The sequence below is a fragment of the Ralstonia sp. 1138 genome (assembly GCF_040544795.1).
Classification (GTDB): Bacteria; Pseudomonadota; Gammaproteobacteria; order Burkholderiales; family Burkholderiaceae; genus Ralstonia; species Ralstonia flatus.
The window spans coordinates 540,160-566,056 of the sequence record NZ_JBEPKQ010000004.1 but is presented as its reverse complement, the minus strand read 5'-3'; the positions used below and the strand labels follow the sequence as shown (position 1 = coordinate 566,056).

Genomic DNA, 25,897 nt, shown 5'->3' with positions numbered 1-25,897 from the left:
TGCGGGCGCACGCGCAAGGTGTAGCCCGCTTCTCTTTCCACTTTCCAGACTTTTTATGCACACCATGAGCGCACCGCACGAGAAGATGGCTTTCCAGGCAGAAGTGAAGCAGCTTCTGCATCTGATGATCCACTCGCTGTACAGCAACAAGGAAATCTTCCTGCGGGAGTTGGTTTCCAATGCGTCGGATGCGGTCGACAAGCTGCGCTTCGAGGGCATCGCCGATCCGTCGCTGCTGGAAGGCGGCGGGGAGCTGGGTATCCGCATCGGCTTTGACGCTGCCGCGCGCACCATCACCATTGCCGACAACGGCATCGGCATGAGCCGCGACGAGGCGATCCGCAACCTCGGCACCATCGCCCGCTCGGGCACGCGCGAGTTCTTCAGCCAGCTGTCGGGCGACCAGCAGAAGGATGCCGCGCTCATCGGGCAGTTTGGCGTGGGCTTCTACTCGGCGTTCATCGTGGCCGACCGCGTAACGGTGGAATCGCGCCGCGCCGGCGTGGCCGCCGAAGAAGGCGTGCGCTGGGAAAGCACGGGCGACGGCGAATTCACCGTCGACACCATCGAACGCGCCGAGCGCGGCACCACCATCACGCTGCACCTGCGCGAGGGCGAGGACGATTTCCTCTCCGCCTGGCGCGTCAAGTCGGTCGTGCAGAAGTATTCGGACCATATCTCCCTGCCGATCCAGATGCGCAAGGAAGCTTGGGACGAAGAGAAAAAAGCGATGGTCGCCCAGGACGAATGGGAAACCATCAACCAGGGCAGCGCCCTGTGGGCACGCCCGCGCGCAGACGTGACCGACGATCAGTACATCGCCTTCTACCAGCACATCGCGCACGAAAACGGCAAGCCGCTGGCCTGGACGCACAATCGCGTGGAAGGCCGCAGCGAATACACGCAGCTGCTGTACATCCCGACCAACGCGCCATTCGACCTGTGGGACCGCGAGCGCCGCAGCGGCCTGAAGCTGTACGTCAAGCGCGTTTTCATCATGGACGACGCCGAGCAACTGCTGCCGGGCTACCTGCGCTTCGTGAAGGGCGTGATCGATTCGACGGACTTGCCGCTGAATGTGTCGCGCGAAATCCTGCAGGAAAGCCGCGACGTGAAGGCCATCCGCGAAGGTTCCACCAAGCGCGTGCTGGGCATGCTGGAGTCGATGGCCGAGTCGGATGACGCCGCCGAGAAGGAAAAGTACGCCACGTTCTGGCAGAACTTCGGCCAGGTGCTCAAGGAAGGCATCGGCGAAGACCACGCGAACAAGGACCGCATTTCCAAGCTGCTGCGCTTTGCTTCCACGCACAACGAAGACAGCGCACAGACCGTCTCGCTGGCGGATTACATCGGCCGCATGAAGGAAGGCCAGGACAAGATCTACTACGTGACCGCCGAAAACTGGACGGCCGCCAAGTCGAGCCCGCATCTGGAAATCTTCCGCAAGAAGGGCGTGGAAGTGCTGCTGCTGACCGACCGCGTGGACGAGTGGATGCTCTCGTTCCTGCACGACTTCGAAGAGAAGGAACTGGTGTCGGTAGCGCGTGGCGATCTGGACCTGGGCGCCTTGGAAGACGAAGCCGAGAAGGCCGAGCACGCCAAGGTGGAAGGCGAGTTCAAGCCGCTGGTCGAGCGCGCCAAGGCGGTGCTGGGCGACAAGGCCAAGGACGTGCGGATCACGCATCGCCTGACCGATTCGCCGTCGTGTCTGGTGGCCGATGAAGGCGATATCAGCGGCACGCTGGCCCGTCTGCTGAAGCAGGCCGGCCAACAGGCGCCCGACAGCAAGCCGGTCCTGGAGCTGAACCCGACGCATCCGCTCGTGCGCAAGCTCGCGCTGCTGGAAACCGTGACCGGCAACGAAGCCGACCGCGCCGCGTTCGAGGATCGCGTTCACGTGCTGTTCGATCAGGCACTGCTGGCTGAAGGCGGCGCTTTGACCGACCCGGCGGCTTACGTCCAACGCGTGAACCGTCTGCTGGCCTGACGACGAGCGTGACGCTCAAGCGATGCTTTCCGCCTGTGGTCGACGCGCGCACGCGCGTGCTGATCCTGGGCAGCCTGCCCGGCGAAGCATCGCTTGCGCAATCGCAGTACTACGCCTACAAGCACAACCAGTTCTGGCGCCTGGCCGGCGAGGTGGTCGGCGAGGACTTGCCGAGCATGGAATACGCCGCGCGCCTGCAGGCGCTGCTCGCGCATCGCATCGGCTTGTGGGACGTGGTGGCTGAAGCCAAGCGCGAAGGCAGTCTCGACAGCAAGATCCGCGACCTTGCCGGGAATGACCTCGCGGGCTTGATCGCTTCATTGCCGGAACTGGCCGTCATTGCCTTCAACGGCGGTACCGCCGCGCGCATCGGCATGAAGGCGCTGGGCAATATTGGCGACCGCCACACCATCCTCAAACTTCCTTCCAGCAGTCCGGCCTATGCAGCCGTGCCGTATGCCCAGAAGCTGGCGGCGTGGCAGGTGCTGCGTGAGTGGCTGTCGTAGCGCGCGACCTGGCCAGCCGTTGTACTGGATAGTCGCGTCAGGTGGCGTGCAGCCGCGCCCTGCGCCGGCCGAATCGCTGGCCTACACTGTGCCCTGCGCGGGAAAGCGCGGCGCCGACGGATCGTTCGCTGCCACAACAACGGATACCAAGGAAATCAGCTCCATGACCACACCTTCGATGTACGAGTTTCTCGTTCCGACCGCCAACCGCATGCTTGGCAACCTGTCGGCGCTGCTCGACAAGGCAGCCGCCCACGCGGAAGCGAAGAAGTTCGACCCGGCCAACCTGATGACCGCGCGCCTGGCGCCGGACATGCATCCGTTCACGCGGCAGGTGCAGATTGCCTGCGATCAGGCCAAGGGCGGTGCGGCGCGGCTGTCGGGCAACGAGGTGCCGTCGTATCCGGATGTGGAGACGACCATTCCGGAGCTGAAAGCGCGCATTGCCAAGACGCTGGAGTTCGTCAACAGCATCGACCCCGCCGCATTTGCCGGCAGTGAAGATCGCCAGATCACGCTCAAGAGCCCGACGCGCGAGCTGCAGTTCACGGGGATCGACTACCTGCGCGGTTTTGTGCTGCCGAACCTGTATTTCCATGTCACCACGGCCTACGCGCTGCTGCGCCATAACGGCGTGGATATCGGCAAGATGGATTTTCTCGGGCGCCCCTGAGAAGCGCCGCAGAACCACGCCGGCCGCGTGATGGCAGGCGCCGGCGTGCATTGCCGAACGCGCGGTCCAACCGCGGCTCCATCCGGATTCCGGGCCGTCAATGCGCAAACGTTAAGGGCCTGACACACCCGCCCCGCAGCGCATCTGTCACAATCGCGCCCGAGGCCGACGCGGGGGGCGTCGGTGCATTTCACTACCGGGCCTTCACATGCCGTTTCTTGGAATCGGGTTTCACGTCATCGTCGCGCTGTTTTTTGCGGTGCACGTCGTGCGCAACAACCAGAACATGTACTGGTTGTTCATCCTGTTTGCGTTTCCGTTGCTGGGCAGCGTGGTGTATTTCTTCGCGATCTATCTTCCGGAGATGCGCCACTCGCGCGGCGCCCGCGTTGCCAGCCGCGCTGTGACACAACTGATCGATCCGAACCGCGCCGTGCGCGAAGCCCGCAACGATTTCGACCGTGCGCCGACCGTGCAGCACCGCCTGCGTCTGGGCGAAGCACTGCTGGAAGCCGGCGATGCGAAGGAAGCGCGCCAGCACTTCGAGCAGGCGGCGACCGGCCCGTTTGCTGCCGACCCGGCCGTGCTGCTCGGCCTGGCGCGCGCGCAGTTCGCCACGGGCGATGCGGCACTCGCCAAGGACACGCTCGACACACTGTTCGAAGCGCATCGCGTGACACGCCAGCAACCCGACCCCACATTGCTGTACGCACGTGCATTGGCCGCGACGAACGCGCCGAATACGCGCGAAGCGTTCGAACAGGCCTTGACCTGCGCGAACGATGCCGCGGCCCGTTGCCTCTTCGGCGAATGGCTGCTCGCCCAGAACAACGATGCCGACAAGCAGCGCGCACAGGCCCTGTTTGAAGAAATCCTGCGCGACGCCAAGCACTGGACGCGCTACGCCAAAGACCACAATCGCGAATGGCTGCAGCGTGCCGCGGCCGCTCAGTCTTCTTCCCGTTGATCCGCTTTATGACGCTGTTGAAACGTAAATCCATCGAGGCCGTCGCCTCGCGCCGTCCGGCCCGTGCCAAGCGCGAAGACCGCCACAGCCACGATGACGAACCGAAACGCATGGCCCCGCGCTTTGCGCCCGTCACGTTCTCTGAACTGGCGGGGGTCCGCTATCTGCACTTCGGTACCGAATGGGTGCAGGGCGCCATGCGGCTGTCCAAGCCCGATGCCATCGAGCTGGAATATGCGCAGCAGATGATGGCGTGGCTGCTGTTTCTCGACCCGGCTGCGCGAGCGGACTTCCACGTCGTGCAACTGGGTCTCGGCGCTGCCGCGCTCACCAAGTTCTGCCACCGTCATCTCGCGCCCGCGCAGGTGACGGCGGTGGAGCTGAACCCGTCCGTGATCGTCGCAGCGCGCAGCATGTTCGGCCTGCCGTTTGACGACGCGCGGTTGAGCGTGCTCGAACAGGACGCCTATGACTGGGTGACGGACGCCGGCCACCACGGCACCGTCGATGCATTGCAGATCGATCTGTACGACGCCACCGCGCGTGGCCCGGTGCTCGATACGCCGGCGTTCTACAAGGCGTGCCGCCAGGTGCTGCGCTCGCCGGGTGTCATGACGATCAACCTGTTTGGCGATCACACCAGCTTTCCGCGCAATATCGAGCGCATCTGCGATGCATTCGACAATCGCGTGCTGGTCTTCCCCGAGGTGCACGACGGTAACGTGATTGCGCTCGCTTTCAATGGTCCGCCGCTGCACGTGAGCTGGGAAGATGTGCAGGCGCGCGCCGCCGCGCTGCAGGCCTCGCTCAAGCTGCCGACCAAGGGTTGGGCTGACGGTTTGCGCAGTGCCAACGCCGGCCAGGAAGACGCGCTGTCTATCTGATCGCTGCCGCGTGCCGCCCATGCAAAACGCCCCGACTTTCGGGGCGTTTGCTTTTGTGCGGGGCGCTCAGGCGGCGTCGCCCATGCCCGGCATCTGGTCGATGAAGCCGGTCACTGTCTGCATGCGGTCGCCTTCGATGCGTACGAAATCGGTGCCCTTGACCAGCGCCTGCCCCTCGGGGCCGAGCGTCCAGCGGAAGCGGATCGTGTCCTGCACGACATCCGCGGCGCCGTCGCGCGCAAAGCGGAAACCGGGGAACTTGGCCTGCACGCCCGCAATGAGCGCTTCGATGCCGTCATGGCCGGCGCCCTGCATCAGCGGATCGACATACGTGGCGCTTTCAGTCCAGGTTTGCGCGACGAGGGCGCGGCGTTGTGCAGCGTCTGTTGCGTTCCACGCGGCGATGTAACGGTCGACCAGCGTATCGGCGAGCGTGTCGTTGGCGGCGAGTTGGGTGGCGGTCATGACGTTTCTCCGTTCGAAGTGGGAAGCTTGCCCAGCGCGGTGATGGGTCATGCGCTGGATGGCTTCATCTTCGGCGGCAGCGTGGATGGTGTCGATTACGCGTCAGGTAATCACCGTGTCCACGCCCGGAGACACGCTCGGAAGCGCGTTACTTCGATAACAGCCGCATCGCGGATTCCAACCCGGCAATCGTCACCGGATACATCCGCGTTTTCATGATCTGGTTGATGACCGAGATGGACTGCCGGTATTCCCACAGGCCCTCCGGCTCGGGGTTGAGCCAGACAAATTTCGGGAACTGTTCGATCAGCCGCTTGAGCCACGTGGCGCCGGCTTCGGCGTTGTTGTATTCCACCGAGCCGCCGGCCTGCAGGATTTCATACGGGCTCATGGTCGCGTCGCCCACGAAGATGAGCTTGTAGTCGGGCGGGTATTTGCGGATGACGTCCCAGGTGGAGAAGCGTTCTGCGTGGCGGCGCCGGTTGTTCTTCCACAGCCATTCGTAGACGCAGTTGTGGAAGTAGTAATACTCGAGGTGCTTGAACTCGGTCTTGGCGGCGGAGAAGAGTTCTTCCACGCGCTTGATGTGGTCGTCCATCGAGCCGCCCACATCCATCAGCATCAGCACCTTGACGTTGTTGTGCCGCTCGGGGCGCATCTTGATGTCGAGCATGCCGGCGTTGGCGGCGGTGGAGTGGATGGTGTCGTCCAGATCCAGTTCGATGTCGGCACCGTCACGCGCGAACTTGCGCAGGCGGCGCAGCGCCACCTTGATGTTGCGCGTGCCGAGTTCGACCGTGTCGTCGTAGTCTTTGTACGCGCGTGCTTCCCACACCTTGACCGCGGTGCGGTTGCCCTTCGATGGCCCGCCGATGCGAATGCCTTCCGGGTTGTAGCCTCCGTGCCCGAACGGTGACGTGCCACCCGTGCCGATCCACTTGTTGCCGCCTTCGTGACGCTCGTGCTGCTCGTTCAGCAGTTCTTTCAGCCGCTCCATCAGTTTGTCGAGGCCGCCCATGGCTTCGATCTTGGCCTTCTCCTCGGGCGAGAGTTCGCGCTCCAGCTTCTTGGTGAGCCAATCCAGCGGAATGTCCGCGCGCCAATCGACCGCGCCTTCCACGCCCTTGAAGTAGGCGCCAAATGCTTGGTCAAACTTGTCGAAGTGCTTTTCGTCCTTCACCAGCGTCATGCGCGCGAGGAAGTAGAACTCGTCGAGCGACGGCGCGATGACCTGCTGCTTGAGTCCTTCGAGCAGCGTCAGGTATTCCTTGACCGAGACCGGCAGCTTGGCGTGCCGCAGCGTGAAGAAGAAATCGATGAGCATGGTGGTCCTCCGGCGCTCAGGCGCGCGGTTGCTCGAGCTTGTATTGCAGATGGCGTTTCACGGTCAGCCACTCCGATTCAATGATCGAAAACACGACCGTGTCGCGGAAGCTGCCGTCCGGCATGCGTTGATGGTTGCGCAGCACGCCGTCCTGCTTGGCGCCCAGGCGGGCGATGGCGGCGCGGCTCTGGTGGTTCATCCAGTGCGTGCGGAATTCCACGGCAATGCAGCGCAGGGTTTCGAACGCATGCGTGAGCAGCAGCAACTTGCATTCCGTGTTGACGGCCGTGCGCTGTACGGATTTGGCGTACCACGTGTGGCCGATTTCGAGCCGGCGGTTGGCTTCGTCGACGTTGAAGAGGCGCGTCGCACCGACCACCTTGCCGGGCTGTCCGTCACGCATCTCGCGCACGACAAACGGCATCGCGCCGAGGCGTTCCCGCATGTCCAGCGCAATGGCCAGCCACTCGCCGGTCTTGTCGGGCGACGGGACGGACGTGTACCAAAGCTTCCACAGCTCGCCATCAGCGGCCGCGGCGCGCACTTCGTCCTCGTGCTCGGGGCCGAGCGGCTCCAGCCAGGCGTGCTGGCCGGACAGCGTGACGGGCTCGATCAGGCGCGGCATGGCGGGGCTCGCTCAGCGATTGGCGCGGTTCATGAACACCAGGCGCTCGAACAGGTGCACATCCTGTTCGTTCTTGAGCAGCGCCCCGTGCAGCGGTGGAATCGCGGCGTTCTTGTCCTGGCTGCGCAGCGATTCCGGCGGAATGTCTTCGGCCAGCAGCAGCTTGAGCCAGTCGATCAGTTCGGACGTCGACGGCTTCTTCTTCAGCCCCGGCAGATTGCGCATCTCGTAGAACGCATCCAGCGCGGCCTTGACCAGCGCGGGTTTGATGCCCGGGTAGTGCACATCGACGATGGCCTGCATCGTCTCGGCATCCGGAAACTTGATGTAGTGGAAGAAGCAGCGGCGCAGGAACGCGTCGGGCAATTCCTTCTCGTTGTTCGACGTGATGATCACCAGCGGGCGATGCTTGGCGCGGATGGTTTCGCGCGTTTCGTACACGTAGAACTCCATGCGATCCAGCTCGCGCAGCAGGTCGTTCGGGAACTCGATGTCGGCCTTGTCGATCTCGTCGATCAGCAGTACGACCGGTTCATCCGCCTCGAAGGCCTGCCACAGCACGCCCTTGACGATGTAGTTGCGGATGTCGTGCACCTTGTCATCGCCGAGCTGCGAGTCGCGCAGGCGCGAGACGGCGTCGTATTCGTACAGGCCCTGCTGGGCCTTGGTGGTCGACTTCACGTGCCACTGCAGCAGCGGCATGCCCAGCGCGGCGGCCACTTCCTCAGCCAGCATGGTCTTGCCCGTGCCCGGCTCGCCCTTGATGAGCAGCGGGCGCTGCAGCGTCATCGACGCATTGACGGCGAGCTTGAGGTCATCGGTGGCGACGTACTGGTCGGAGCCTTCGAAGCGGGTGCGCTGGTCGGATGGGGCAGGCGAGGTGGTGGTGTTCATCGTGCAAGCCTACTGGGCGGTAAAAGATTTGGAAACGGCCAGTATAAGAGCATTTGGGTGTTTGACGCCGGGCGTGAGCGGGGGCGGGTTGAGGGCGCCGCGCCGTGCCATTCCTTGCTGTCAAGTCACGGGAGCCCTAACTGGACTGGCAAAAAAACGGTGCGGTACAATGCGCCGGTTTGACGCACCTCAAATGACCGTCTTCTGGCTTGTTGCCAACGGCGGGTGAATGCGCCCAGCGAGACAGCCGGCTGAGACGAGCCAAGCCGGCAGGGCGAGCAGGATTCTGAAACTCCACGCTTAAGAACGAGATGAAAAAGATCCTCACCATGGTGGCCGCCTTGGGCACTTTAGGCGCACTGGCCGCCGCCAACAGCGCCGCCGCTGCCGACGTTCAGGGCAACGCTGCCGCCGCCGAAAACAAGGTCGCCATGTGCATCGGCTGCCATGCCATCCCCGACTACAAGACGTCGTTCCCCGAGGTGTATCGCGTGCCCTATCTGGGCGGCCAAAACGCCAAGTACATCGAAAGCGCGCTGCATGCGTACCAGAAGGGTGACCGCAAGCACCCGACGATGCGCGCCATCGCCGGCTCGCTGACGGATCAGGACATCGCCAACCTGGCCGCCTACTACGCAGCGCAGACGCCTGCCACCCAAAACAATCCCCAGAAGTGACGAGGAAGAATATGAAGAAGATCTCGCTCGCAATCTCGTTCAATCTGGGCGCGCTGATGCTGGCTGCCGCCGTGTCGGCGCAGGCTGCTGATCTGGAAAAGGGCAAGCAACTGGTGGAGAAGGGCGCCTGTGCGGCTTGCCACGGTGCTGGCCTGAATGCCCCGATCTCGCCGGACTATCCGAAGCTCGCTGGCCAGCACGGCGACTTCATCTATCACGCGCTGCTGGCCTACCAGACCAGCAGCAACCCGCTGGTGGGCCGCAGCAACGCCATCATGGCCGGCCAGGTCAACAGCAACCCTGCAACGATCGGTGCCGACGGCAAGCCGCGTCCGTTCACGCAGGCTGAGCTGAAGGACATTGCCGCGTACATCGAATCCCTGCCGGGCTCGCTGGTGCTCAAGAAGTAATGCGGCATCGCCGGTAAATAAAAACCGCTCTTCGGAGCGGTTTTTTGTTGGCGTCAGAGCGTCAGATTCAGCGGGCCGTGGCGCGTTTGCGCACGCATTCGATGTAGGCATCGCCGTCGGGCGGCAGGCCGGTGCGTTGCGCCGTCCACAGCATCTGGCCCAGGCATTCCATCACCTGGTGCTGGGCTTCGTGCGGGGAGTCGAGCCGCTGCGCCAGCGCCTCATAAGCGGCGCGAATGCCGCGCGGTTGATCCACCGACACCTGCTCGCTGATCGACAGGTGCATCGAGAGGTGGAGAAACGGGTTGCTCTGGCCGCTTTCTGGCGTGTAGTCGCGGGCGAGCGCTTCTTCGCCGGCTTCCAGGGTGTCGTGGTACTCGGGATGCTGCAGCATCCAGTCGAGCGCCATGGCTTCGAGCGGCGTGAGGATTTCTGCCTGGCGGTGCTTGCGCCACGCGCCGCAGAAGAATTGACGGACTTCGTCGCGGGAGGGATTGAACATGATCCCGGCATTGTACCGGCGCGCCTCGATGCCTGCCGGGCAGCTTCGCGAGACGGCAACGCTACAATGGCGGCCGCTCCCGCAGAGGTCGATTCCAACAAAAACGCCGCCCCTCATGAGACAAGCCGCCGATTCCCCCCTCGCAGCACGCGCCGGTGACAAGCTCCTCGGCGTGCTGCTGATCGCCGTGTCCGCCGCATCCTTCGGCGCGATGGCCATCTTCACGCATTACGCCTATGCGAGTGGCGCCAATGTGGTCGGTCTGCTGATCGTGCGCTTTGTGATCGCGGCCGCGGCGCTGATGGTCGTGATGCGTGTCCGCCGCATCGGCATACCGCCGTGGTCGCGCGTGGCGGGGCTGGCGGCCATGGGCGGCATCGGCTATGCGGGGCAGTCGTTCGCGTTTTTCACGGCGTTGAACTACGCACCGGCCAGCCTGGTCGCGTTGCTGCTGTATCTGTATCCGATGTTCGTGACGGTGCTGGCGGCGATTTTCCTGCGCGAGCGGCTGACCACCACGGCGATCATCGCGCTGGTGCTGTGCTCGGTCGGGGCGGGGCTGACGGTGGGCGGTGCGGGCCTGTCGGGCGGCAGCCTCCTGGGCATCGGGCTGGGTGTGGCCTCGGCGGTCATTTACTCGATCTACATCACGGTCGGTGCACGGGTCACGCGCGGGCTCGATCCACTGGCGTGCACGACCGTCATCTGTACCGCTGCGGCCGTCGTGTACACCGGGATGGCGTTGCTCGGTGCGCCGGCGCATCTGCCGGGCACGTTCAGCGGCTGGGCCGCGGCGCTGGCCATTGCCGGCTTGTCGACGGTGGTGGCCATCCTGACGTTCTTTGCTGGCTTGCAGAAGTTGGGGGCCGCGCAGGCGTCGATGCTGTCGACGCTGGAGCCGGTGGTGACGGTGCTGCTGGCGGCATTGCTGCTCGGCGAGTCGATCGCGCCCATGCAGATGACCGGCGGCGCATTGATTCTGGCGGGCGTGCTGTGGCTCACACGTGCAGATGCGAAACCCGCCGGCCACGGTGCAGACGACATGGCCTGAAGCCGAATCCACAGTCCAACCAACAAAAAACCGCCCAGCGTGAACTGGGCGGTTTTGCTTTCTGCCTGAGGCGATTACTTCTTGGGCCCGCTCGGCAGGCGTTGCAGGCTCTGCACCCGCATCAGGGCCGGACGATCGGCCATCACGCCATCGTAGAACGAAGCCAGGTCACCCTTGAGCGCGGTGCGCGACGCATCGTTCAGATAGATCATGTGGCCCGACGGGTAATTCTTGATCGTCAGGTTCTTCGCCTTCAGCGTCGGGTCGAGCGGCATTTGCGCCAGCGTCAGCTCGGTCTGGTGGAACGGCGTGACGGCGTCGAAATAGCCGCTGGCCTGCAGCACCTTCAGGTCGGGGTTCAGGCTCATCGTCGAGGCGAGGTCGCCAGCGGTGTACAGCGTGTTGCCGCCGCCCTTGTTGGCGCCCGTCGGGTCGATGTGGCTGAAGTCCCAGTTGTTGAACACGGCGTCGTTCAGGTCCACGAACGACGAGGTCGACGTGTACTTGAGCTGCGTGTTCAGGTAGCTGTTCCACAGCACCGTGTACGCGCCGCCGATGTTCGAGATCGACGGATCGTTGCTGCCCGAGTTCGGCAGGATGAACGGCGCGATGCCCTGGCCCGTGTAGTTGGCGCGGCCGTCATACTGGCCGATCTGGATACCCGGGTTGAGCGTCAGGAAGAACGTGTACGGCGGGTTGTTGTTCTGCGACGGCACGTTCCCCAGCGCCGCCGGATTGCCGAACGTCTGGATCAGCGAGACCGGATCGGTGCCGATGTACGAGCCCATCGTCTGCGCCGTAGACAGGTTCAGGTTCAGGCGCACGTTGACGAAGCCGCCGTCTGCGGCGCTCGGGGCCTGCGCCAGCGGTGCGAGCGTGTTGTCGGCGTAGTTGCGGGCCTGGACCATGTAGCTGTCGAGGTCGGTCGGCGCGGGGTTGAGCGTCGTCTTCTTCCAGTAGAAGGCATCTGCGGCCAGCGTCGGGAAGGTGCCGACGGCCGAGAGCGCATTCGCGTAGTCGAGGATCGACGATTGCAGCGTGATCCCGTTCAACTCGATGCCATCCTCATGCAGCACCCACGACAGCACCGCACTGCGCGCCGTACCGTACGACTCGCCATACAGGAACTTGGGCGAGTTCCAACGCGAGTTCTTCGTCAGGTAGCGCTGGATGAAGCGGTCGATGGAGCGCGCGTCCTGGTCGGTGCCCCAGAAGTCTTTGTTCTTGGCCGGTGCGATGGCCGCCGAGTATCCGGTGCCCACGGGGTTGATGAACACGAGATCGGAGCGGTCGAGCAGGCTGTCCGGGTTGTCGGGCAGTTTGTACGGCGCGGGCGGGGTGAAGTTCGGGAACGACGACTGCAGTCGCTTCGGCCCAAACGAGCCCAGCAGCAGGAACACCGACGACGAGCCCGGGCCGCCGTTATAGAAGAATGTCACCGGACGCGGTTTTGCCGGATCGGGGTTGTCCTGCGTGTACGCCACGTAGAACATCGTCGCGTTGGATTGGGACGTGACGGGGTCGATGGTCGTCAGGTGGCCGGCTGTGGCCGTGTAGGCGATGCTCTTGCCGCCGATCGTCACCGTGTGGTGCGTGATGGCCGCGCTTTCGCCCGGATCGGCAGCAAGCGCGTCATTGGGCCCGGTGCCGTAGACGTTCGGGTCGACGTAAGGCTGGTCGGGCGGCACGGCGGCCGTCACCGGTTGCGTGGTTGCGTTGCCGGCGTTGGTGGCAACGCCGCTCGGGTTTGCCGCGGCGGACGAGTCGCCACCGCCGCAACCTGCCAGCAGCACCGCGGATAGCGCTGCGGCCGCAAACGATACACCGAGGGTCCGGGACAATCCTGCAAAATCACTGGTCGATAACCTGGATTTTTTCATGGCGATAATGGCCTTTTTCAGGGTGACGAACGCCATCACTTAAAACGTGTGGTTTTAAGTGGGCTCCATATTCGATTTGCGTTTTGTAATTTCTGTGCGACGCGAAACGAATATTCTGATTTCCCGCCTTGTCTGCGGAAATTAATGCAATCGGTTTTTGTTTGGTAAAAGAAGCCCCTGAAATCCGATCGGATTTCAAAAATAGAACGGCTCTGGAGTCAAGCCCGCAGCGCGTTTGCGCAAAGTCTGTAACGGTCCATGCAAAAGCGTCGGGATGAATGCGGCTACGCGCCTGCTTTAACTCGGGCGCGAATCCGATACGTACAACTCTGCGGGTAATGCAATGACGAACGAAAAAGTAGTTCGTAAGGAAACCGTTGTAAAGGGCTGTTTTTTATCGTGTGCGATGCACTGTAAAAATGACCATGTTGATGCAGATGCATCGCGGCGGATGCGATTAAATACAAAGAAGGCATGCCGTTTCTTCTAAAGCCACCGGGCTGCCGATGGAAGGCAGGGCGCCCATCCGGAGCGTGCGGGTGTCCGGCGCGCGCGGATACGGCGCATTACAATGCGCTCCTCAACTTTTTCCGGAGCACCTTGCAATGCCGATGCTTGAACCGTCCGCGCTGGACCAACTGTTCCACGCAGCCCGTACGCATAACGTGTGGCTGGACAAGCCGGTCGATGACGAACTGCTGCACACGTTGTACGACACCGTGAAGTACGGCCCGACCGCCGCCAACAGCACGCCGGCCCGCTTCGTGTTCGTCAAGAGCGCTGCCGCCAAGGAGCGCCTGATTCCGTGCATGTCGGCCGGCAACCAGGAAAAGACCCGCCAGGCGCCCGTGGCCGTGATCGTTGCGTATGACACCCAATTCCACGAGCAACTGCCCAAGCTGTTCCCGCACACCGATGCGCGTTCGTGGTACGCCGGCGACCAGGCCAAGATCAACGCGGCCGCGCTGATGAACGGCTCGCTGCAGGGGGGCTATCTGGTGCTTGCTGCCCGTGCGCTCGGCCTGGACTGCGGCCCGATGGCCGGCTTCGATGCCGACAAGGTGAACGAGACGTTCTTCCCCGATGGCCAGTGGAAGGTCAACTTCATCATGAACATCGGCTACGGTGACGCCGAGAAGCTGCACCCGCGCAACCCGCGTCTGTCGTTCGAAGAGGCGTGCAAGATCATTTAAGCCACGATCCGTCACGCAAGGAAAACGGGGACGCGCATCAGACGGTGCGGTCCCCGTTTTTCATTCCTTCGGCGCCGGCGTCTTCGGCCTGAATTCACACAGTGGCTCGATGGCGCAGTGCCAGCATTCGGGCTTGCGGGCCTTGCACACATAGCGCCCATGCAGGATCAGCCAGTGGTGCGCGTCCTGCCGAAACTCTTCCGGCACCACCTTCAGCAGCTTCAGCTCCACCTCAAGGACGTTCTTGCCGGGGGCCAGCCCCGTGCGATTGGCGACACGGAAAATGTGCGTGTCGACCGCGATTGTCGGCTCCCCAAAGGCCGTGTTCATCACCACGTTGGCCGTCTTGCGGCCCACGCCCGGCAGCTCTTCGAGCGCGGCGCGGTCACGCGGCACTTCACCGCCGTATTGGTCGAGCAGGATGCGGCACGTCTGCAGGATGTGCTTGCACTTGGTGCGATACAGCCCGATGGTCTTGATGTATTCGGTGATGCCTTCCTCGCCGAGCGCCAGCATCTTGGCAGGCGTATTGGCCACCGGAAACAGCTTGCGCGTCGCCTTGTTCACGCCCACGTCCGTTGCCTGTGCGGACAGCAGCACCGCAATCAGCAGCTCGAACGGCGTGGTGTATTCCAGCTCGGTGGTCGGCGTCGGGTTGTTTTCGCGCAGTGTCTCGAAGATGGCGCGGCGCTTGGCGGGATTCATCGTCGGGGCCGGGGTCAGGGTTTGTCTGCGTCGGGTTTGGCGCTGCGTTCGATCTGGCTCGCGATGCGCTTGCGGCGCGCTTCGGCCTCGTCGATCTGCGCTTGCACATCCGCCGACACGTTGGTCACGTTGCGCGGACCTTGCCCGCGCGCGGCCATCTCGGCCTGCTTCTGGCGCGCCCGTTCGATCGCAGCCTGAATGATCGCCTTCTTGCGTGCCTGGGCCGCGAGTTCAGCGTCATCGGCCGGTTGCTCGGCGCTCACCGCTGCGAGTTTGGCCGCGGCCTTGGCGGCGAGGCGCGCTTCGTTCTCGGCTTGTTCGCGCTTCAGGCGTGCGTTGCGGAAGACGTAGCGGTCTCGTGCGACATCGGCCTGTTGCTGGCTCCAGGCATCCCAGCCTGTGCGGTCGCCGGTGACGGGGCGCATGTCGATGCAATCGACAGGGCAGGGCGGCACGCAGAGGTCGCAACCGGTGCACCAGTCTTCGAGCACCGTGTGCATTGCCTTGGGCGCACCCACGATGGCGTCGACCGGGCACGCCTGAATGCACAGCGTGCAGCCGATGCAGCGTTCCGGGTCGATGACGGCGATGGCGCGGGGCTGTTCGATGCCGTTGGACGGGTCCAGCGGCAGCAGATTGCCCGTGCGGCCAAGTGCGTCGGACAGCCGGCGAATACCTTCCGCGCCGCCCGGTGGGCAGCGGTTGGGCAGCGCCTCGCCGCTGGCCATGGCTTCAGCGTAGGGGCGGCAGCCGTTGTAGCCGCACTTGGTGCATTGCGTTTGCGGCAGGAGATTTTCGAGCCGGTCGGCCAAGGTTGCGGCCACAGCGGGGACCAAGGAAACCACGATGGGACTGATCGTTTGAATAGCCTGCCATTATCGCCGATTTGCCGCCCGCGCAAGCGGTGCATGCCCTGACATGCCATGCCGCGGGCATGTCTTAACCCTATGACATAATTCCTGCGTTCTAAACGGACCGAGGTGCCATGCCGTCTCACCCAGCCGCGCCGCTTGTCGACATCGAAGCCGATGCTCATGGCGAATCCGCCGCACCCCGCACGCGTCGCGACCCCGCCGGCACGCGCCGACGCATCCTTGCTGCTGCAATCGAGGAGTTTGCGCGCGGTGGATTTGCCGGCGCGCGCGTCGACGCCATCGCCCGTCGCGCCGAGACCAACGAGCGCATGCTGTATTACTACTACGGCAGCAAGGAAAAGCTCTTCCTCACCGTGCTCGAGCACATGTATTTCCGCTTCAAGGAGGCGGAAGAGCAGGTGCAGATCGAGTCGTCAGACCCGCGTGAAGCGGTCATCCAGCTTGCACGGTTCGTCTGGGATTTCTATTACGAGAACCCCGAGTTCATCCGTCTGCTCAACAGCGAAAACCTGCATGAGGCGCGGCACCTGAAGACGTCACCGCACCTGGTCGAGTTGGTGAACCCGGTCATCGAGGTATTGCGCGGTGTAGTGGAGCGCGGCCAGCGGGCCGGCACCTTTCGCGATGACGTCGATGTGTCGCGTCTGTATCTGACGATCTCGGCGCTGGGCTATTACGTGCTGTCCAACCGTTACACGATCAGCGCCGTGGTGGGTCGCGACATTGCCTCCGCCGACGAGCACGAAGCTTTCGCGCAACTGCATATCAAGATGCTGCTGGCGTATCTCGACCGGCCCAGGGGTTGATGGACCGTGCCCAGGCAGAGTCGTCGCCCAACAAAAAAGCCTCGCAGTTGCGAGGCTTTTTCTTGGGTGGCTCAGGCTCAGGCGACGGCCTTGATGCGCGGTGTGCTTTCTTCGTAGCGGCGGATGAAATCGCGCAACTGCGGATACACCTGCTCGCGCCAGCGGCGGCCGGAGAAGATGCCGTAGTGGCCGCACTTCGGTGCCGTCAGGTGCTGCTTGCGCGCATTCGGAATGCCGGTGCACAAGCCATGTGCGGCTTCGGTCTGGCCGCTGCCGGAGATGTCGTCCAATTCGCCTTCGATGGTGAAGAGCGCGGTGCTCTTGATGTCCTGCGGGCGCACCGGCTTGCCTTCCACCACCCACGTACCGTTGGCCAGGTGGAATTCCTGGAACACGTCGCGGATGGTCTCGAGGTAATACTCGGCGGCCATGTCGAGCACGGCGTTGTACTCGTCGTAGAAACGCACGTGGGCTTCGGCGTCTTCCGTGTCGCCTTCGACCAGGTTCAGGTAGTAATCGTAGTGCGATGACAGGTGGCGGTCCGGGTTCATCGCCACAAAGCCGGCGTGTTGCAGGAAGCCCGGATAGACCTTGCGGCCGTGGCCCGGATAGTTGGCCGGCACCGTGTAGATCACGTTGTTCTCGAACCAGCTGTGCGACTTGTTCGTCGCCAGGGAGTTGACGGCGGTCGGGCTCTTGCGGGCGTCGATGGGGCCGCCCATCATGGTCATCGTGCGCGGCGTCTTCTCGCCGTCCGAGGCCATCAGCGAGATGGCGGCCAGCACCGGCACCGTCGGCTGGCACACCGAAATCACGTGCAGCTTGTCGGCGCCAATGTAGTTGATGAACTCGCGGATGTAGTTGATGTAGTCCGACAGGTGAAACGCACCTTCTTCGACCGGCACCATGCGCGCATCGATCCAGTCGGTCACGTAGACTTTGTGATCCTGCAGCAGCGTGCGCACGGTGTCGCGCAGCAGCGTGGAGTGGTGGCCCGACAGCGGTGCGCACACCAGCACGACCGGCTCATCCTTGAGCAGCTTGATGGTCTCGGCGTCGTCGGCGTAGCGCTTGAAGCGGATCAGGCGGCAGAACGGCTTCTCGATGATGGTCTGCTCGACGATCGGAATGTCGCGGCCGTTGGACTTGACGGAGCGGATGCCGAATTCCGGCTTCTCGTACTCCTTGCCCAGGCGATACAGCAGCTCGTAGCCCGCAGCGTAGCGTTGCGCGCCGGGCATCAGGGACAGCGGACTCAGGGGGTTGGTGAAGGTCTTGGCAGTTGCCTGGGCCCAAGCCGTCATGGGGCTGAGCAGGGCGCGCTGGAATTCGTGAAGCTGGTAAAGCATGGCTGGACCGATCTCTGGTGGCGAAGGCGACGCAAACGATTATGCACCTGGGTGCAGGTTACTGCGATGCAGCATAAACCCTGATAACGGAGTGTTGCGCTGCTTCTATGATGCGCCCGTGTCAGTCTAGTCCGATGCAGCAAAAAAGCGGCCGAAGCCGCTTTTCTTTTTGCAATTGCCCGTGAGGCGTGACGCCTACCGCACCTTACAGGACATCAGCGATGGCATTCACCACGGCGTCGATGTTGTGCGTATTGAGCGCGGCCACGCAAATGCGGCCGGTCGACACGGCGTAGATGCCGTGCTCGGTACGCAGGCGATCCACTTGCGCCGAGGTCAGGCCCGAGTACGAGAACATGCCGCGCTGGGCCTTCACGAACGAGAAGTCGGTCTTCACGCCCTTGGCGGCCAGCTTGTCGACGAGCGCGTTGCGCATCGACTTGATGCGGTCGCGCATTTCGCCCAGCTCCTGCTCCCACATCGCGCGCAGCTCGGGGCTCGTCAGCACGCTGGCGACGATCGTGCCGCCGTGCGTCGGCGGGTTCGAGTAGTTCGTGCGGATCACGCGCTTGACTTGCGACAGCACGCGGGTGGCTTCGTCCTTGCTGGTCGTCACGATCGACAGCGCGCCGACGCGCTCGCCGTACAGCGAGAACGACTTCGAGAACGAGCTGGAGACGAAGAACGGCAGGCCCGATTCGGCAAACAGACGCACGGCCAGGCCGTCTTGCTGGATGCCGTCGGCAAAGCCCTGGTAGGCCATGTCGAGGAACGGGATCAGGTTCTTGGCCTTGATGACTTCCACGACCTGCTTCCACTGCTCGGTGGTCATGTCCACGCCGGTCGGGTTGTGGCAGCAGGCGTGCAGCACGACGATCGTATTCGGCGCGTAGCTGTTCAGCGACTCCATCATGCCGGCGAAGTTCAGGCCGTGCGACGGGGCATCGTAGTAGGCATAGTTGACCACTTCGAAGCCGGCCGACTCGAACAGCGCGCGGTGGTTTTCCCAGCTCGGGTCGGAAATCGCGACCTTGGCGTTCGGGTACAGACGCTTGAGGAAGTCGGCGCCGATCTTCAGCGCGCCGGTGCCGCCCAGGGCCTGCGCGGTGACCACGCGGCCTTCGGCGATCAGGGGCGATTCAGCGCCGAACAATAGCTTCTGCACGGCTTGGTCGTAGGCGGCAATGCCTTCGATCGGCAGGTAGCCGCGCGGGGCGGCGGCGGCCAGGCGGGCCTTTTCGGCTTCCTGCACGGCGCGCAGCACCGGAATTTTCCCTTCGTCGGTGAAGTACACGCCCACGCCCAGATTCACTTTGGTGCTGCGGGTATCGGCGTTGAAAGCTTCATTCAGGCCCAGGATGGGGTCGCGCGGGGCCAGTTCGACGGCAGAGAAAAGCGACATGAGATGTCTCGATCGGTTGGTTCGGAATTCGGTGGGATTTTGCAGGCGGTGCGGCGCAGACTCCGGGGCGGCTCGCCCGGCGCCGGATGTACAACGAGGCGCGCACGAAGATGGATTGTACCGAATACACGCTCTAATCGCCCGAAAAATCCTTGCAGAACAGGTGCCTAAAGCGTTTTCACGGGCGGTACAGATGCGTCCCGCCGCGGTGTCCAAACGATTGCCCGGGCCGCACGCTACACTAGACGATTGGTTGCAATTGCCGCTGCCGTCCTCATTTGCTGAGGACGTGCAAGTCACTTTGTCGACTTCCCGCGCTGCCATCCCACCCGCTGCCATGACCGATCTGAGCCAAGTCCCCAGCCCGCACGATGAGTCGAAGTTCGTGACTTTCGAGGGCTCGCCGTTCCAGTTGTACCAGCCGTATCCGCCGGCCGGCGACCAGCCGGAGGCGATCCGCCAGCTCGTCGAGAACATCGAAGACGGCCTGTCGTACCAGACACTGCTGGGCGTGACGGGCTCGGGCAAGACCTTCACCATGGCCAATGTGATCGCGCAGGTGGGGCGTCCGGCGATTGTGTTTGCGCCGAACAAGACGCTGGCGGCGCAGCTGTATTCGGAGTTCCGCGAGTTCTTCCCGCGCAATGCAGTCGAATACTTCGTCTCGTACTACGACTACTACCAGCCTGAGGCCTATGTGCCACAGCGCGACCTGTTCATCGAGAAGGATTCGTCGATCAACGAGCACATCGAGCAGATGCGGCTCTCCGCGACGAAGAGCCTGCTGGAGCGCCGCGATGTGGTGATCGTGGCCACCGTCTCGGCCATCTACGGTATCGGCAACCCGAGCGAATACCACCAGATGATCCTGACACTGCGCGCGGGCGACAAGGTCAGCCAGCGCGACGTGATCGCACGCCTGATCGCCATGCAGTACACGCGCAACGAGACGGATTTCCAGCGCGGCACCTTCCGCGTGCGCGGCGACACGGTCGACATCTTCCCCGCCGAACATGCGGAGATGGCGGTGCGCCTGGAGCTGTTCGACGACGAAGTCGAATCGCTGCAGTTGTTCGATCCGCTGACGGGCCGTGTGCGGCAAAAGATTCCGCGCTTCACGGTGTACCCGTCGAGCCACTACGTGACGCCGCGCGAGACCGTGCTGCGGGCCATCGAGACCATCAAGGCCGAACTGCGCGAGCGGCTCGATTTCTTCTACAAGGAAAACAAGCTGGTGGAAGCGCAGCGGCTGGAGCAGCGCACGCGCTTCGATCTGGAGATGCTGCAGGAGCTGGGCTTCTGCAAGGGCATCGAAAACTATTCGCGGCACCTGTCCGGCTCTGCGCCGGGCGAGCCGCCGCCGACGCTGGTCGACTACCTGCCGCCGGATGCGCTGATGTTCCTGGATGAGTCGCACGTGCTGATCGGCCAGCTCAACGGCATGTACAACGGTGACCGCGCGCGCAAGGAAACGCTGGCCGAATACGGTTTCCGCTTGCCTTCCGCGCTCGACAACCGGCCGCTGAAGTTCGCCGAATTCGAGACCAAGATGCGGCAGGTGACGTTCGTGTCCGCCACGCCGGGGGATTACGAAAAGAAGACCGCGGGCACGGAAGTCGTCGAGCAGGTCGTGCGTCCCACGGGCCTTGTCGACCCGATCATCGAGGTGCGCCCGGCCACGACGCAGGTCGACGATCTGCTGTCTGAGATCCATGTGCGCGTCGAGGCTGGCGAGCGTGTGCTGGTAACGACGCTCACCAAGCGCATGGCCGAGCAGTTGACCGAGTTTCTGTCGGAGAACGGCATCAAGGTCCGCTACCTGCATTCGGACATCGACACCGTCGAGCGCGTGGAGATCATCCGCGACCTGCGACTGGGCACCTTCGACGTGCTGGTCGGCATCAACCTGCTGCGCGAGGGGCTGGACATTCCCGAGGTATCGCTCGTGGCGATCCTGGATGCGGACAAGGAAGGTTTCCTGCGCGCCGAGCGCTCGCTCATCCAGACCATCGGCCGCGCCGCGCGCAACGTGAACGGTACCGCCATCCTGTATGCGGATCGCATGACCGATTCAATGAAGAAGGCGATTGACGAAACCGAGCGCCGCCGTGCCAAGCAGATCGCCCACAACGAGGCGCACGGCATCACACCGCGCGGCGTGGTCAAACGCATCAAGGACATCATCGACGGCGTGTACAACGTCGACGATGCGCGCGCGGAACTGAAGGCCGCGCAAGAGGCCGCCAAGTACGAAGACATGAGCGAGAAGCAGGCGTCCAAGGAAATCAAGCGCCTGGAAAAACAGATGCTCGACCACGCCAAGAATCTCGAATTCGAAAAGGCGGCGGCGGTGCGCGATCAGCTTGCCAAGCTCAAGTCGCAGCTCTTTGGGGCGAGCGGCGAAGACCACATCGTTCCGGCCGCCTGAACCGCGCGGTCGCCGCTTGAAACCCCGCCACCTCGTTGCAGGTGGCAGGGGTTGCTGTTGACGTCATTTCAGATCAAATTCGGGCCGTGCGCGTCGCCTGACTGGGGAGCCGGCACCTGCTGCAGCGCCTGCTGCACGCGTCTGCCATCAAGGGAGTTCGATGTTCAATTTTTTGCTTAACCCGTGGCGCAAGTGGCGCGCGTCCCGGCACGCCAGCCATCAACTCGATGCCATCCTGGCGCAGTTCGAGCCCACGCGCAGTCTGGCCGAGCGCAACGAATGGCTGATCGAGCTGGCCTATTGGTTGCGTCGTGCGGATCGGCCAGCGGGGGCCGCGTCGGAATCCTGGCGTTATGCCCGCCTGCGTTATCTGCTGCAGGTGCTGGAGAACAATCCGGCGGTGGCTGAACGCGTCGGGCGGACACTGCGCAGCATCGTGCAGGACAACGATCCGGTGTCGCTGCTGTGCGATACGGGGTTGTCGTCCCGCGCAGGCTTCTGGAGCGAGTTGCTTGACCGCTGGCAGGCGCGCCTGCTGCCGCCGGCACCGAACCAGCCCCAGCTGGCGACGCTGTTTGCGCTGATGTTTGTCGGGCCGACCGACGCGCAGTGGGTCGATGGCCTCGACGACGAACTCGTCACGCGCCTCTACGCGCTGTTCCGTGCGGGGATGACCGATGACGAGCACGCGGCGGGCCAGACACGGTTGGAGCGCAGCCTTGGCATCGGCATCCAGATCCTGGTCAGCCAGGTGCGCGCGGCGGGGCTGTCGCGCGGCATTCGCAGCCGCATGGACTATGCGGAGCTGACCGACTCGCCGTTCTACCTGTTGGCTGACGCAGCCAACGCGATCTTCCTTGAGCGGCCCAACGCCGCGCTGGCGAGCCCCGAGCGGTTCCTGCAGGAACTCAACTATTTCCGCGCCGTGCTGGACCGTTGCCGAACGGCGACGGCCAGCGTGTATCAGCATCTGGATGAGAACGGCGTCTCGGTGGAAGTTGTCTTCCAGGTCGAGCGGATGAAGGCTTGGCTGGGCCGAATCGATTTGCTACTTACCGCGTGGGCGGACACGCAGGGCTCACGCCGCTTCGTGCATATGACGGCCGAGCTGGTGTCGGCCAGCCAACACCGCCGCAGCGTTGGCTATCTGATCCGCTCCACGTTTGCCGATCTGGCGCGCAAGGTGGTCGAGCGGTCTGCTGAGAGCGGCGAGCACTACATTACGCGCGACGGCAAGGAATACGGCGCGATGGTGAAGGCGGCGGCCGGCGGCGGCGTCATCACGGCGGCCACCGTGTACATCAAGTTCTTCATCACCGGAGCGCACCTGTCGCGCTTTACCGAAGGGCTGCTCGCGTCGATCAACTATGCCGTCAGCTTTCTCGGCATCCATTTCGCGCATTTCACGCTGGCGACCAAGCAGCCCGCCATGACGGCGCCCGCGCTGGCGCACCGGCTCGACCAGGTGAGCCGTCCGGAAGGGCTCGACCGCTTTGTCGACGATACCGTCGCCATGATCCGTTCGAACGCGGCAGCGATTGCGGGCAACTTGGTGGCAGTGGCGCCGGTGGCTTTTGTGGTGCAGTGGCTGGCCGGGCGGTTCTTCCATGCGGATCTGATTTCGGCGGCGAAGGCGATGGCGACCATCGATTCGTTTTCCATTCTTGGACCGACGCCGCTGTACGCCATCTTCACGGGCGTACTGCTGTGGGCATCAAGCCTGGCGGCAGGTTGGGCCGACAACTGGTTTGCGCTGCACCGCGTGCACGACGTGATTGCCTACCACCGGCGCCTGCGGTTCATGGTCGGCACGCAGGGTGCGCAGCGTATTGCGAGCTTCTGGAAGCGCAATCTATCGGGCATTGTCGCTAACGTCTCGCTGGGCTTCATGCTGGGGTTGGGCCCCGAGATCCTGTCGTTTTTCGGCCCGCACATGGAGGTGCGTCACGTCACGCTGTCGACCGGCGCGGTGGCCACCGCCGTGGGCGTGCTGGGCCCGAGCGTCATGCATACCACGGCGTTCTGGCTGGCCGTGGCCGGCATTGCGCTGATGGGCGTGCTGAACGTCCTGGTCTCGTTTGCGCTGGCTTTCAACATGGCGATGCGCTCGCGCAACCTGCGCGGGGTCGACCGCAAGCGCGTGACGGGCGCCGTGTGGCGCCGCATCCTGCGGGATCCGCTGTGCCTGCTCGTGCCGCGTGCCCCGACTGCGAGCACGCCGCCGAGCGCCAGCACGCCGGTCTAGTGGGCTGCGGGCGCGACAGGTGCGCCCAACTCGCTGCGGAACGGAATGGAGGGCTGCGCGCCAAGCCGCGTGACCGACACGGCCGCCGCAGCCTGCCCAAACGCGATGGCGGCACTGGGCGCTGCGCCCTCTGCCAGAACCGCGGCCAGTGCGCCGACAAACGTATCGCCGGCAGCGGTGGTGTCGATGGCCTGTGCAACGGGCGCGGGCATCAGCAAGCGCGAATCGCCATCCACGTAAGCAACGCCGCGCGCGCCCAGCGTGACGATCACGCGCCGCGCACCCTGCGCGTGGAGATCCGCGGCGGCATCCAGCGCGCCTTCTGGCGAATCCACCGGCCGGGCCGTGAGCAACGCGGCTTCGGTTTCATTCGGGATGAGGTAATCGCAGGCAGCGATCCACGGGGTCGGCAATGGGCCGGTCGCGGGTGCCGGATTCAGGATGACCGTCTTGCCGAGCCGCTGGCCCAGCTTGAGCGCGCATTCCACCGCATCCGGTGGGGACTCCAACTGACAGACGATCACGCGCGCGCGCTCGAATGCGGCACGCTGCGCTTCGATCATGGCGGGCGTCAGCAACTCGTTGGCGCCGGCCACGATGACGATGGTGTTCTGGCCGCTGTTGGCCACGGTCACGCACGCGATGCCGGTGGCCGCCCCGGCGTGCACCGACACCATCGATGTGTCGACGCCTTCGCGGCGCAGGCCGTCGCGCAACGCGGTGCCGTACGCGTCATCCCCCACGCAGCCGAGCATGGCGACGCGGGCCCCCAGGCGGGCGGCTGCCACGGCCTGATTGGCGCCCTTGCCGCCTGGGATGGTTTCCAGCGCAGGGGCTGCAACCGTTTGCCCGGGACGCGGCAAGCGGGGCGTGCGGATCACGAGATCCATGTTCAGGCTGCCGACGATCAGCACGTCGGCAGCGGGGTGCGCGGAAGAGGCGGAAGGGCGCTTGGCCACCATGTCGGGACTACGTTGAAAGCGTGAAAGGAATGCGGAATCAGGCGGCGCGTGCCGGGCGCTCAGGCTCGGCGGTCGACTCGCGCAGAGACAGGCGCGGCGGCAGTACGATGCGGCGCGCACGCGGCTCCTCCACAGGATGCCGCAGGGCGTTGTCGCCGAGATGCTCGAGCAGCGTCTGCGCAGTGGTCTCGCCGAGTTGGCGGATCGATTGGCCGACGGTGGACAGCGCCGGGTAGACGTAGCGGCTCAGTTCGATGTCGTCAAAGCCGATCACCGACAGCGTTTTCGGAACGGGAATGCCCAATTCGGCAGCGGCGCGCAGTGCCCCGATGCCCATCAGGTCGTTGCCGGCAAAGATCGCGGTGGGCATCTCGCCTTCAGTTAGCAGTTGGCGCGCGGCGCGGTAGCCACCGGGGCTGGTGAAATCGCCTTCGGCAATGCGGGCAGAGGCTTCCGGCACGCCGGCTTCGCGCAGCGCGCGGTGGAAACCGGCCAGACGCTCTGCCGTCACACTCAGCGACGACGGCCCGCTGATGCAGGCGATGCGGCGGTGGCCGAGTTCCAGCAGATGCTTGGTCGCAATATAGGCGCCTTCTTCGTGGTCGACCTGCACCTGATCGGCCTGGATGCCTTCGGTGGGGCGGTCGACCATCACGATGGGCAGGGCGGATTCGCCAAGCGCTTCGATCAATGCCGTGTCGGGCCCTGCGCTGCTGACGATGATGCCGTCGACGCGTTTTTCCATCAGCACGCGCAGGTAGTCGCGCTGCTTGCGGGGGTCGTCGTCGGAGTTGCAGAGGATGACGCTGTAGCCGGCAGCGGCGCACACGTCTTCAATGCCCCGCGCCAGCTCCGCAAAGTACGGGTTGGTGGCGGTGGGCACCAGCACGCCGATCGTGCGCGTGGTGCGGTGTTTGAGCGAGCGTGCCACGGCGCTGGGCACATAGCGCGTGGCCCGGATGGCTTCTTCCACGCGCTTGCGCGTTTCGGCATTGACCGGCCTTGTGTTGTTGATGACGTGCGAGACGGTGGTGAACGAAACTCCGGCCAGTGCGGCCACGTCCTTGATGGTTGCCATGACGATCTC

General features: G+C 64.0%; 25 protein-coding genes. 12 read left to right on the top strand and 13 right to left on the bottom strand.

Features of this window, described 5'->3' with window-relative positions; all coding sequences use genetic code 11:
* The first annotated feature begins 64 nt into the window (after positions 1–64).
* From htpG to ABIC76_RS20265, 5 genes are all read left to right on the top strand, one after another.
* Entirely contained in the window at positions 65–1,987 is a 1,923-nt protein-coding gene (gene htpG, locus ABIC76_RS20285) for a molecular chaperone HtpG (protein ID WP_102065154.1), read from the top strand.
* 8 nt (positions 1,988–1,995) lie between these two features.
* Positions 1,996–2,493 carry a DNA-deoxyinosine glycosylase gene (locus ABIC76_RS20280; protein WP_102064832.1) on the top strand — a complete coding sequence of 166 codons (498 nt, stop codon included), beginning with the start codon at positions 1,996–1,998 and terminating at the stop codon, positions 2,491–2,493.
* A gap of 163 nt (positions 2,494–2,656) precedes the next feature.
* Entirely contained in the window at positions 2,657–3,166 is a 510-nt protein-coding gene (locus ABIC76_RS20275) for a DUF1993 domain-containing protein (RefSeq protein WP_354535025.1), read from the top strand.
* A 208-nt stretch (positions 3,167–3,374) separates the two neighbouring features.
* Positions 3,375–4,133, top strand: coding sequence for a tetratricopeptide repeat protein (locus tag ABIC76_RS20270; protein ID WP_354535024.1), 759 nt, complete (start codon positions 3,375–3,377; stop codon positions 4,131–4,133).
* 8 nt (positions 4,134–4,141) lie between these two features.
* The gene (locus tag ABIC76_RS20265) at positions 4,142–5,017 is read left to right on the top strand and encodes a class I SAM-dependent methyltransferase (protein WP_354535023.1); all 876 of its coding nucleotides are present in this window, start codon (positions 4,142–4,144) and stop codon (positions 5,015–5,017) included.
* Positions 5,018–5,083: 66 nt separating this feature from the next.
* On the opposite strand, the gene ABIC76_RS20260 is transcribed toward ABIC76_RS20265, so the two are convergent.
* The 4 genes from ABIC76_RS20260 to ABIC76_RS20245 form a co-directional block, all read right to left on the bottom strand.
* Entirely contained in the window at positions 5,084–5,482 is a 399-nt protein-coding gene (locus ABIC76_RS20260; protein WP_354535022.1) for a nuclear transport factor 2 family protein, read from the bottom strand.
* 148 nt (positions 5,483–5,630) lie between these two features.
* Positions 5,631–6,806 carry a vWA domain-containing protein gene (locus tag ABIC76_RS20255; RefSeq protein ID WP_012761614.1) on the bottom strand — a complete coding sequence of 392 codons (1,176 nt, stop codon included), beginning with the start codon at positions 6,804–6,806 and terminating at the stop codon, positions 5,631–5,633.
* Between the two features lie 16 nt (positions 6,807–6,822).
* Complete coding sequence (locus tag ABIC76_RS20250; RefSeq protein WP_316888109.1) at positions 6,823–7,431, bottom strand: GNAT family N-acetyltransferase; 609 nt, start codon at positions 7,429–7,431, stop codon at positions 6,823–6,825.
* A 12-nt stretch (positions 7,432–7,443) separates the two neighbouring features.
* Positions 7,444–8,325: an AAA family ATPase gene (locus tag ABIC76_RS20245; RefSeq protein ID WP_065857353.1), complete on the bottom strand. Its 882-nt coding sequence runs from the start codon at positions 8,323–8,325 to the stop codon at positions 7,444–7,446.
* A 311-nt stretch (positions 8,326–8,636) separates the two neighbouring features.
* On the opposite strand from ABIC76_RS20245, the gene ABIC76_RS20240 reads away from it, so the two are divergent.
* Together ABIC76_RS20240 and ABIC76_RS20235 are read left to right on the top strand one after the other, a co-directional pair.
* Entirely contained in the window at positions 8,637–9,002 is a 366-nt protein-coding gene (locus tag ABIC76_RS20240; RefSeq protein ID WP_027677805.1) for a c-type cytochrome, read from the top strand.
* A gap of 11 nt (positions 9,003–9,013) precedes the next feature.
* Positions 9,014–9,412 carry a c-type cytochrome gene (locus ABIC76_RS20235; RefSeq protein WP_354535021.1) on the top strand — a complete coding sequence of 133 codons (399 nt, stop codon included), beginning with the start codon at positions 9,014–9,016 and terminating at the stop codon, positions 9,410–9,412.
* 67 nt (positions 9,413–9,479) lie between these two features.
* Here the strand turns inward: ABIC76_RS20235 and ABIC76_RS20230 are convergent, their stop codons facing one another.
* A complete protein-coding gene (locus tag ABIC76_RS20230) occupies positions 9,480–9,914 on the bottom strand; it encodes a DUF1841 family protein (RefSeq protein ID WP_009238576.1) in 435 nt (144 codons plus the stop codon).
* 115 nt (positions 9,915–10,029) lie between these two features.
* Between ABIC76_RS20230 and ABIC76_RS20225 the strand changes: the two genes are divergently transcribed.
* On the top strand, positions 10,030–10,965 hold the full coding sequence (locus tag ABIC76_RS20225) for a DMT family transporter (RefSeq protein ID WP_354535020.1): 936 nt from the start codon (positions 10,030–10,032) through the stop codon (positions 10,963–10,965).
* Positions 10,966–11,039: 74 nt separating this feature from the next.
* On the opposite strand, the gene ABIC76_RS20220 is transcribed toward ABIC76_RS20225, so the two are convergent.
* Together ABIC76_RS20220 and ABIC76_RS20215 are read right to left on the bottom strand one after the other, a co-directional pair.
* A complete protein-coding gene (locus ABIC76_RS20220; RefSeq protein WP_180815169.1) occupies positions 11,040–12,845 on the bottom strand; it encodes a S10 family peptidase in 1,806 nt (601 codons plus the stop codon).
* Complete coding sequence (locus ABIC76_RS20215; protein WP_180815198.1) at positions 12,817–13,044, bottom strand: hypothetical protein; 228 nt, start codon at positions 13,042–13,044, stop codon at positions 12,817–12,819. Before ABIC76_RS20215 ends, ABIC76_RS20220 begins: the two co-directional genes overlap by 29 nt.
* Before the next feature lie 406 nt (positions 13,045–13,450).
* On the opposite strand from ABIC76_RS20215, the gene ABIC76_RS20210 reads away from it, so the two are divergent.
* Positions 13,451–14,038 (top strand): malonic semialdehyde reductase, encoded by a 588-nt coding sequence (locus tag ABIC76_RS20210; protein WP_027677800.1) that lies wholly within the window; start codon positions 13,451–13,453, stop codon positions 14,036–14,038.
* 60 nt (positions 14,039–14,098) lie between these two features.
* On the opposite strand, the gene nth is transcribed toward ABIC76_RS20210, so the two are convergent.
* Both nth and rsxB read right to left on the bottom strand, forming a co-directional pair.
* A complete protein-coding gene (nth, locus tag ABIC76_RS20205; RefSeq protein ID WP_102064839.1) occupies positions 14,099–14,743 on the bottom strand; it encodes an endonuclease III in 645 nt (214 codons plus the stop codon).
* Between the two features lie 14 nt (positions 14,744–14,757).
* The gene (gene rsxB, locus ABIC76_RS20200; RefSeq protein ID WP_354535019.1) at positions 14,758–15,588 is read right to left on the bottom strand and encodes an electron transport complex subunit RsxB; all 831 of its coding nucleotides are present in this window, start codon (positions 15,586–15,588) and stop codon (positions 14,758–14,760) included.
* 140 nt (positions 15,589–15,728) lie between these two features.
* Here rsxB and ABIC76_RS20195 point away from each other — a divergent pair, with 140 nt between their 5' ends.
* A complete protein-coding gene (locus ABIC76_RS20195) occupies positions 15,729–16,424 on the top strand; it encodes a TetR/AcrR family transcriptional regulator (RefSeq protein WP_354535018.1) in 696 nt (231 codons plus the stop codon).
* A 77-nt stretch (positions 16,425–16,501) separates the two neighbouring features.
* On the opposite strand, the gene ABIC76_RS20190 is transcribed toward ABIC76_RS20195, so the two are convergent.
* Together ABIC76_RS20190 and ABIC76_RS20185 are read right to left on the bottom strand one after the other, a co-directional pair.
* Complete coding sequence (locus ABIC76_RS20190) at positions 16,502–17,773, bottom strand: polyhydroxyalkanoate depolymerase (protein WP_027677796.1); 1,272 nt, start codon at positions 17,771–17,773, stop codon at positions 16,502–16,504.
* A gap of 205 nt (positions 17,774–17,978) precedes the next feature.
* Positions 17,979–19,175: an amino acid aminotransferase gene (locus tag ABIC76_RS20185; protein WP_354535017.1), complete on the bottom strand. Its 1,197-nt coding sequence runs from the start codon at positions 19,173–19,175 to the stop codon at positions 17,979–17,981.
* Positions 19,176–19,512: 337 nt separating this feature from the next.
* On the opposite strand from ABIC76_RS20185, the gene uvrB reads away from it, so the two are divergent.
* Positions 19,513–21,603, top strand: a complete 2,091-nt coding sequence (uvrB, locus tag ABIC76_RS20180) for an excinuclease ABC subunit UvrB (protein ID WP_027677794.1) — start codon at positions 19,513–19,515, stop codon at positions 21,601–21,603.
* A gap of 160 nt (positions 21,604–21,763) precedes the next feature.
* Entirely contained in the window at positions 21,764–23,848 is a 2,085-nt protein-coding gene (locus tag ABIC76_RS20175; protein WP_354535016.1) for a site-specific recombinase, read from the top strand.
* On the opposite strand, the gene rbsK is transcribed toward ABIC76_RS20175, so the two are convergent.
* Positions 23,845–24,810 (bottom strand): ribokinase, encoded by a 966-nt coding sequence (gene rbsK, locus ABIC76_RS20170; protein WP_316884606.1) that lies wholly within the window; start codon positions 24,808–24,810, stop codon positions 23,845–23,847. The two genes, ABIC76_RS20175 and rbsK, sit on opposite strands and share 4 nt — an antisense overlap.
* Positions 24,811–24,847: 37 nt before the next feature.
* Entirely contained in the window at positions 24,848–25,888 is a 1,041-nt protein-coding gene (locus ABIC76_RS20165; RefSeq protein ID WP_102064843.1) for a LacI family DNA-binding transcriptional regulator, read from the bottom strand.
* Positions 25,889–25,897: the final 9 nt, after the last annotated feature.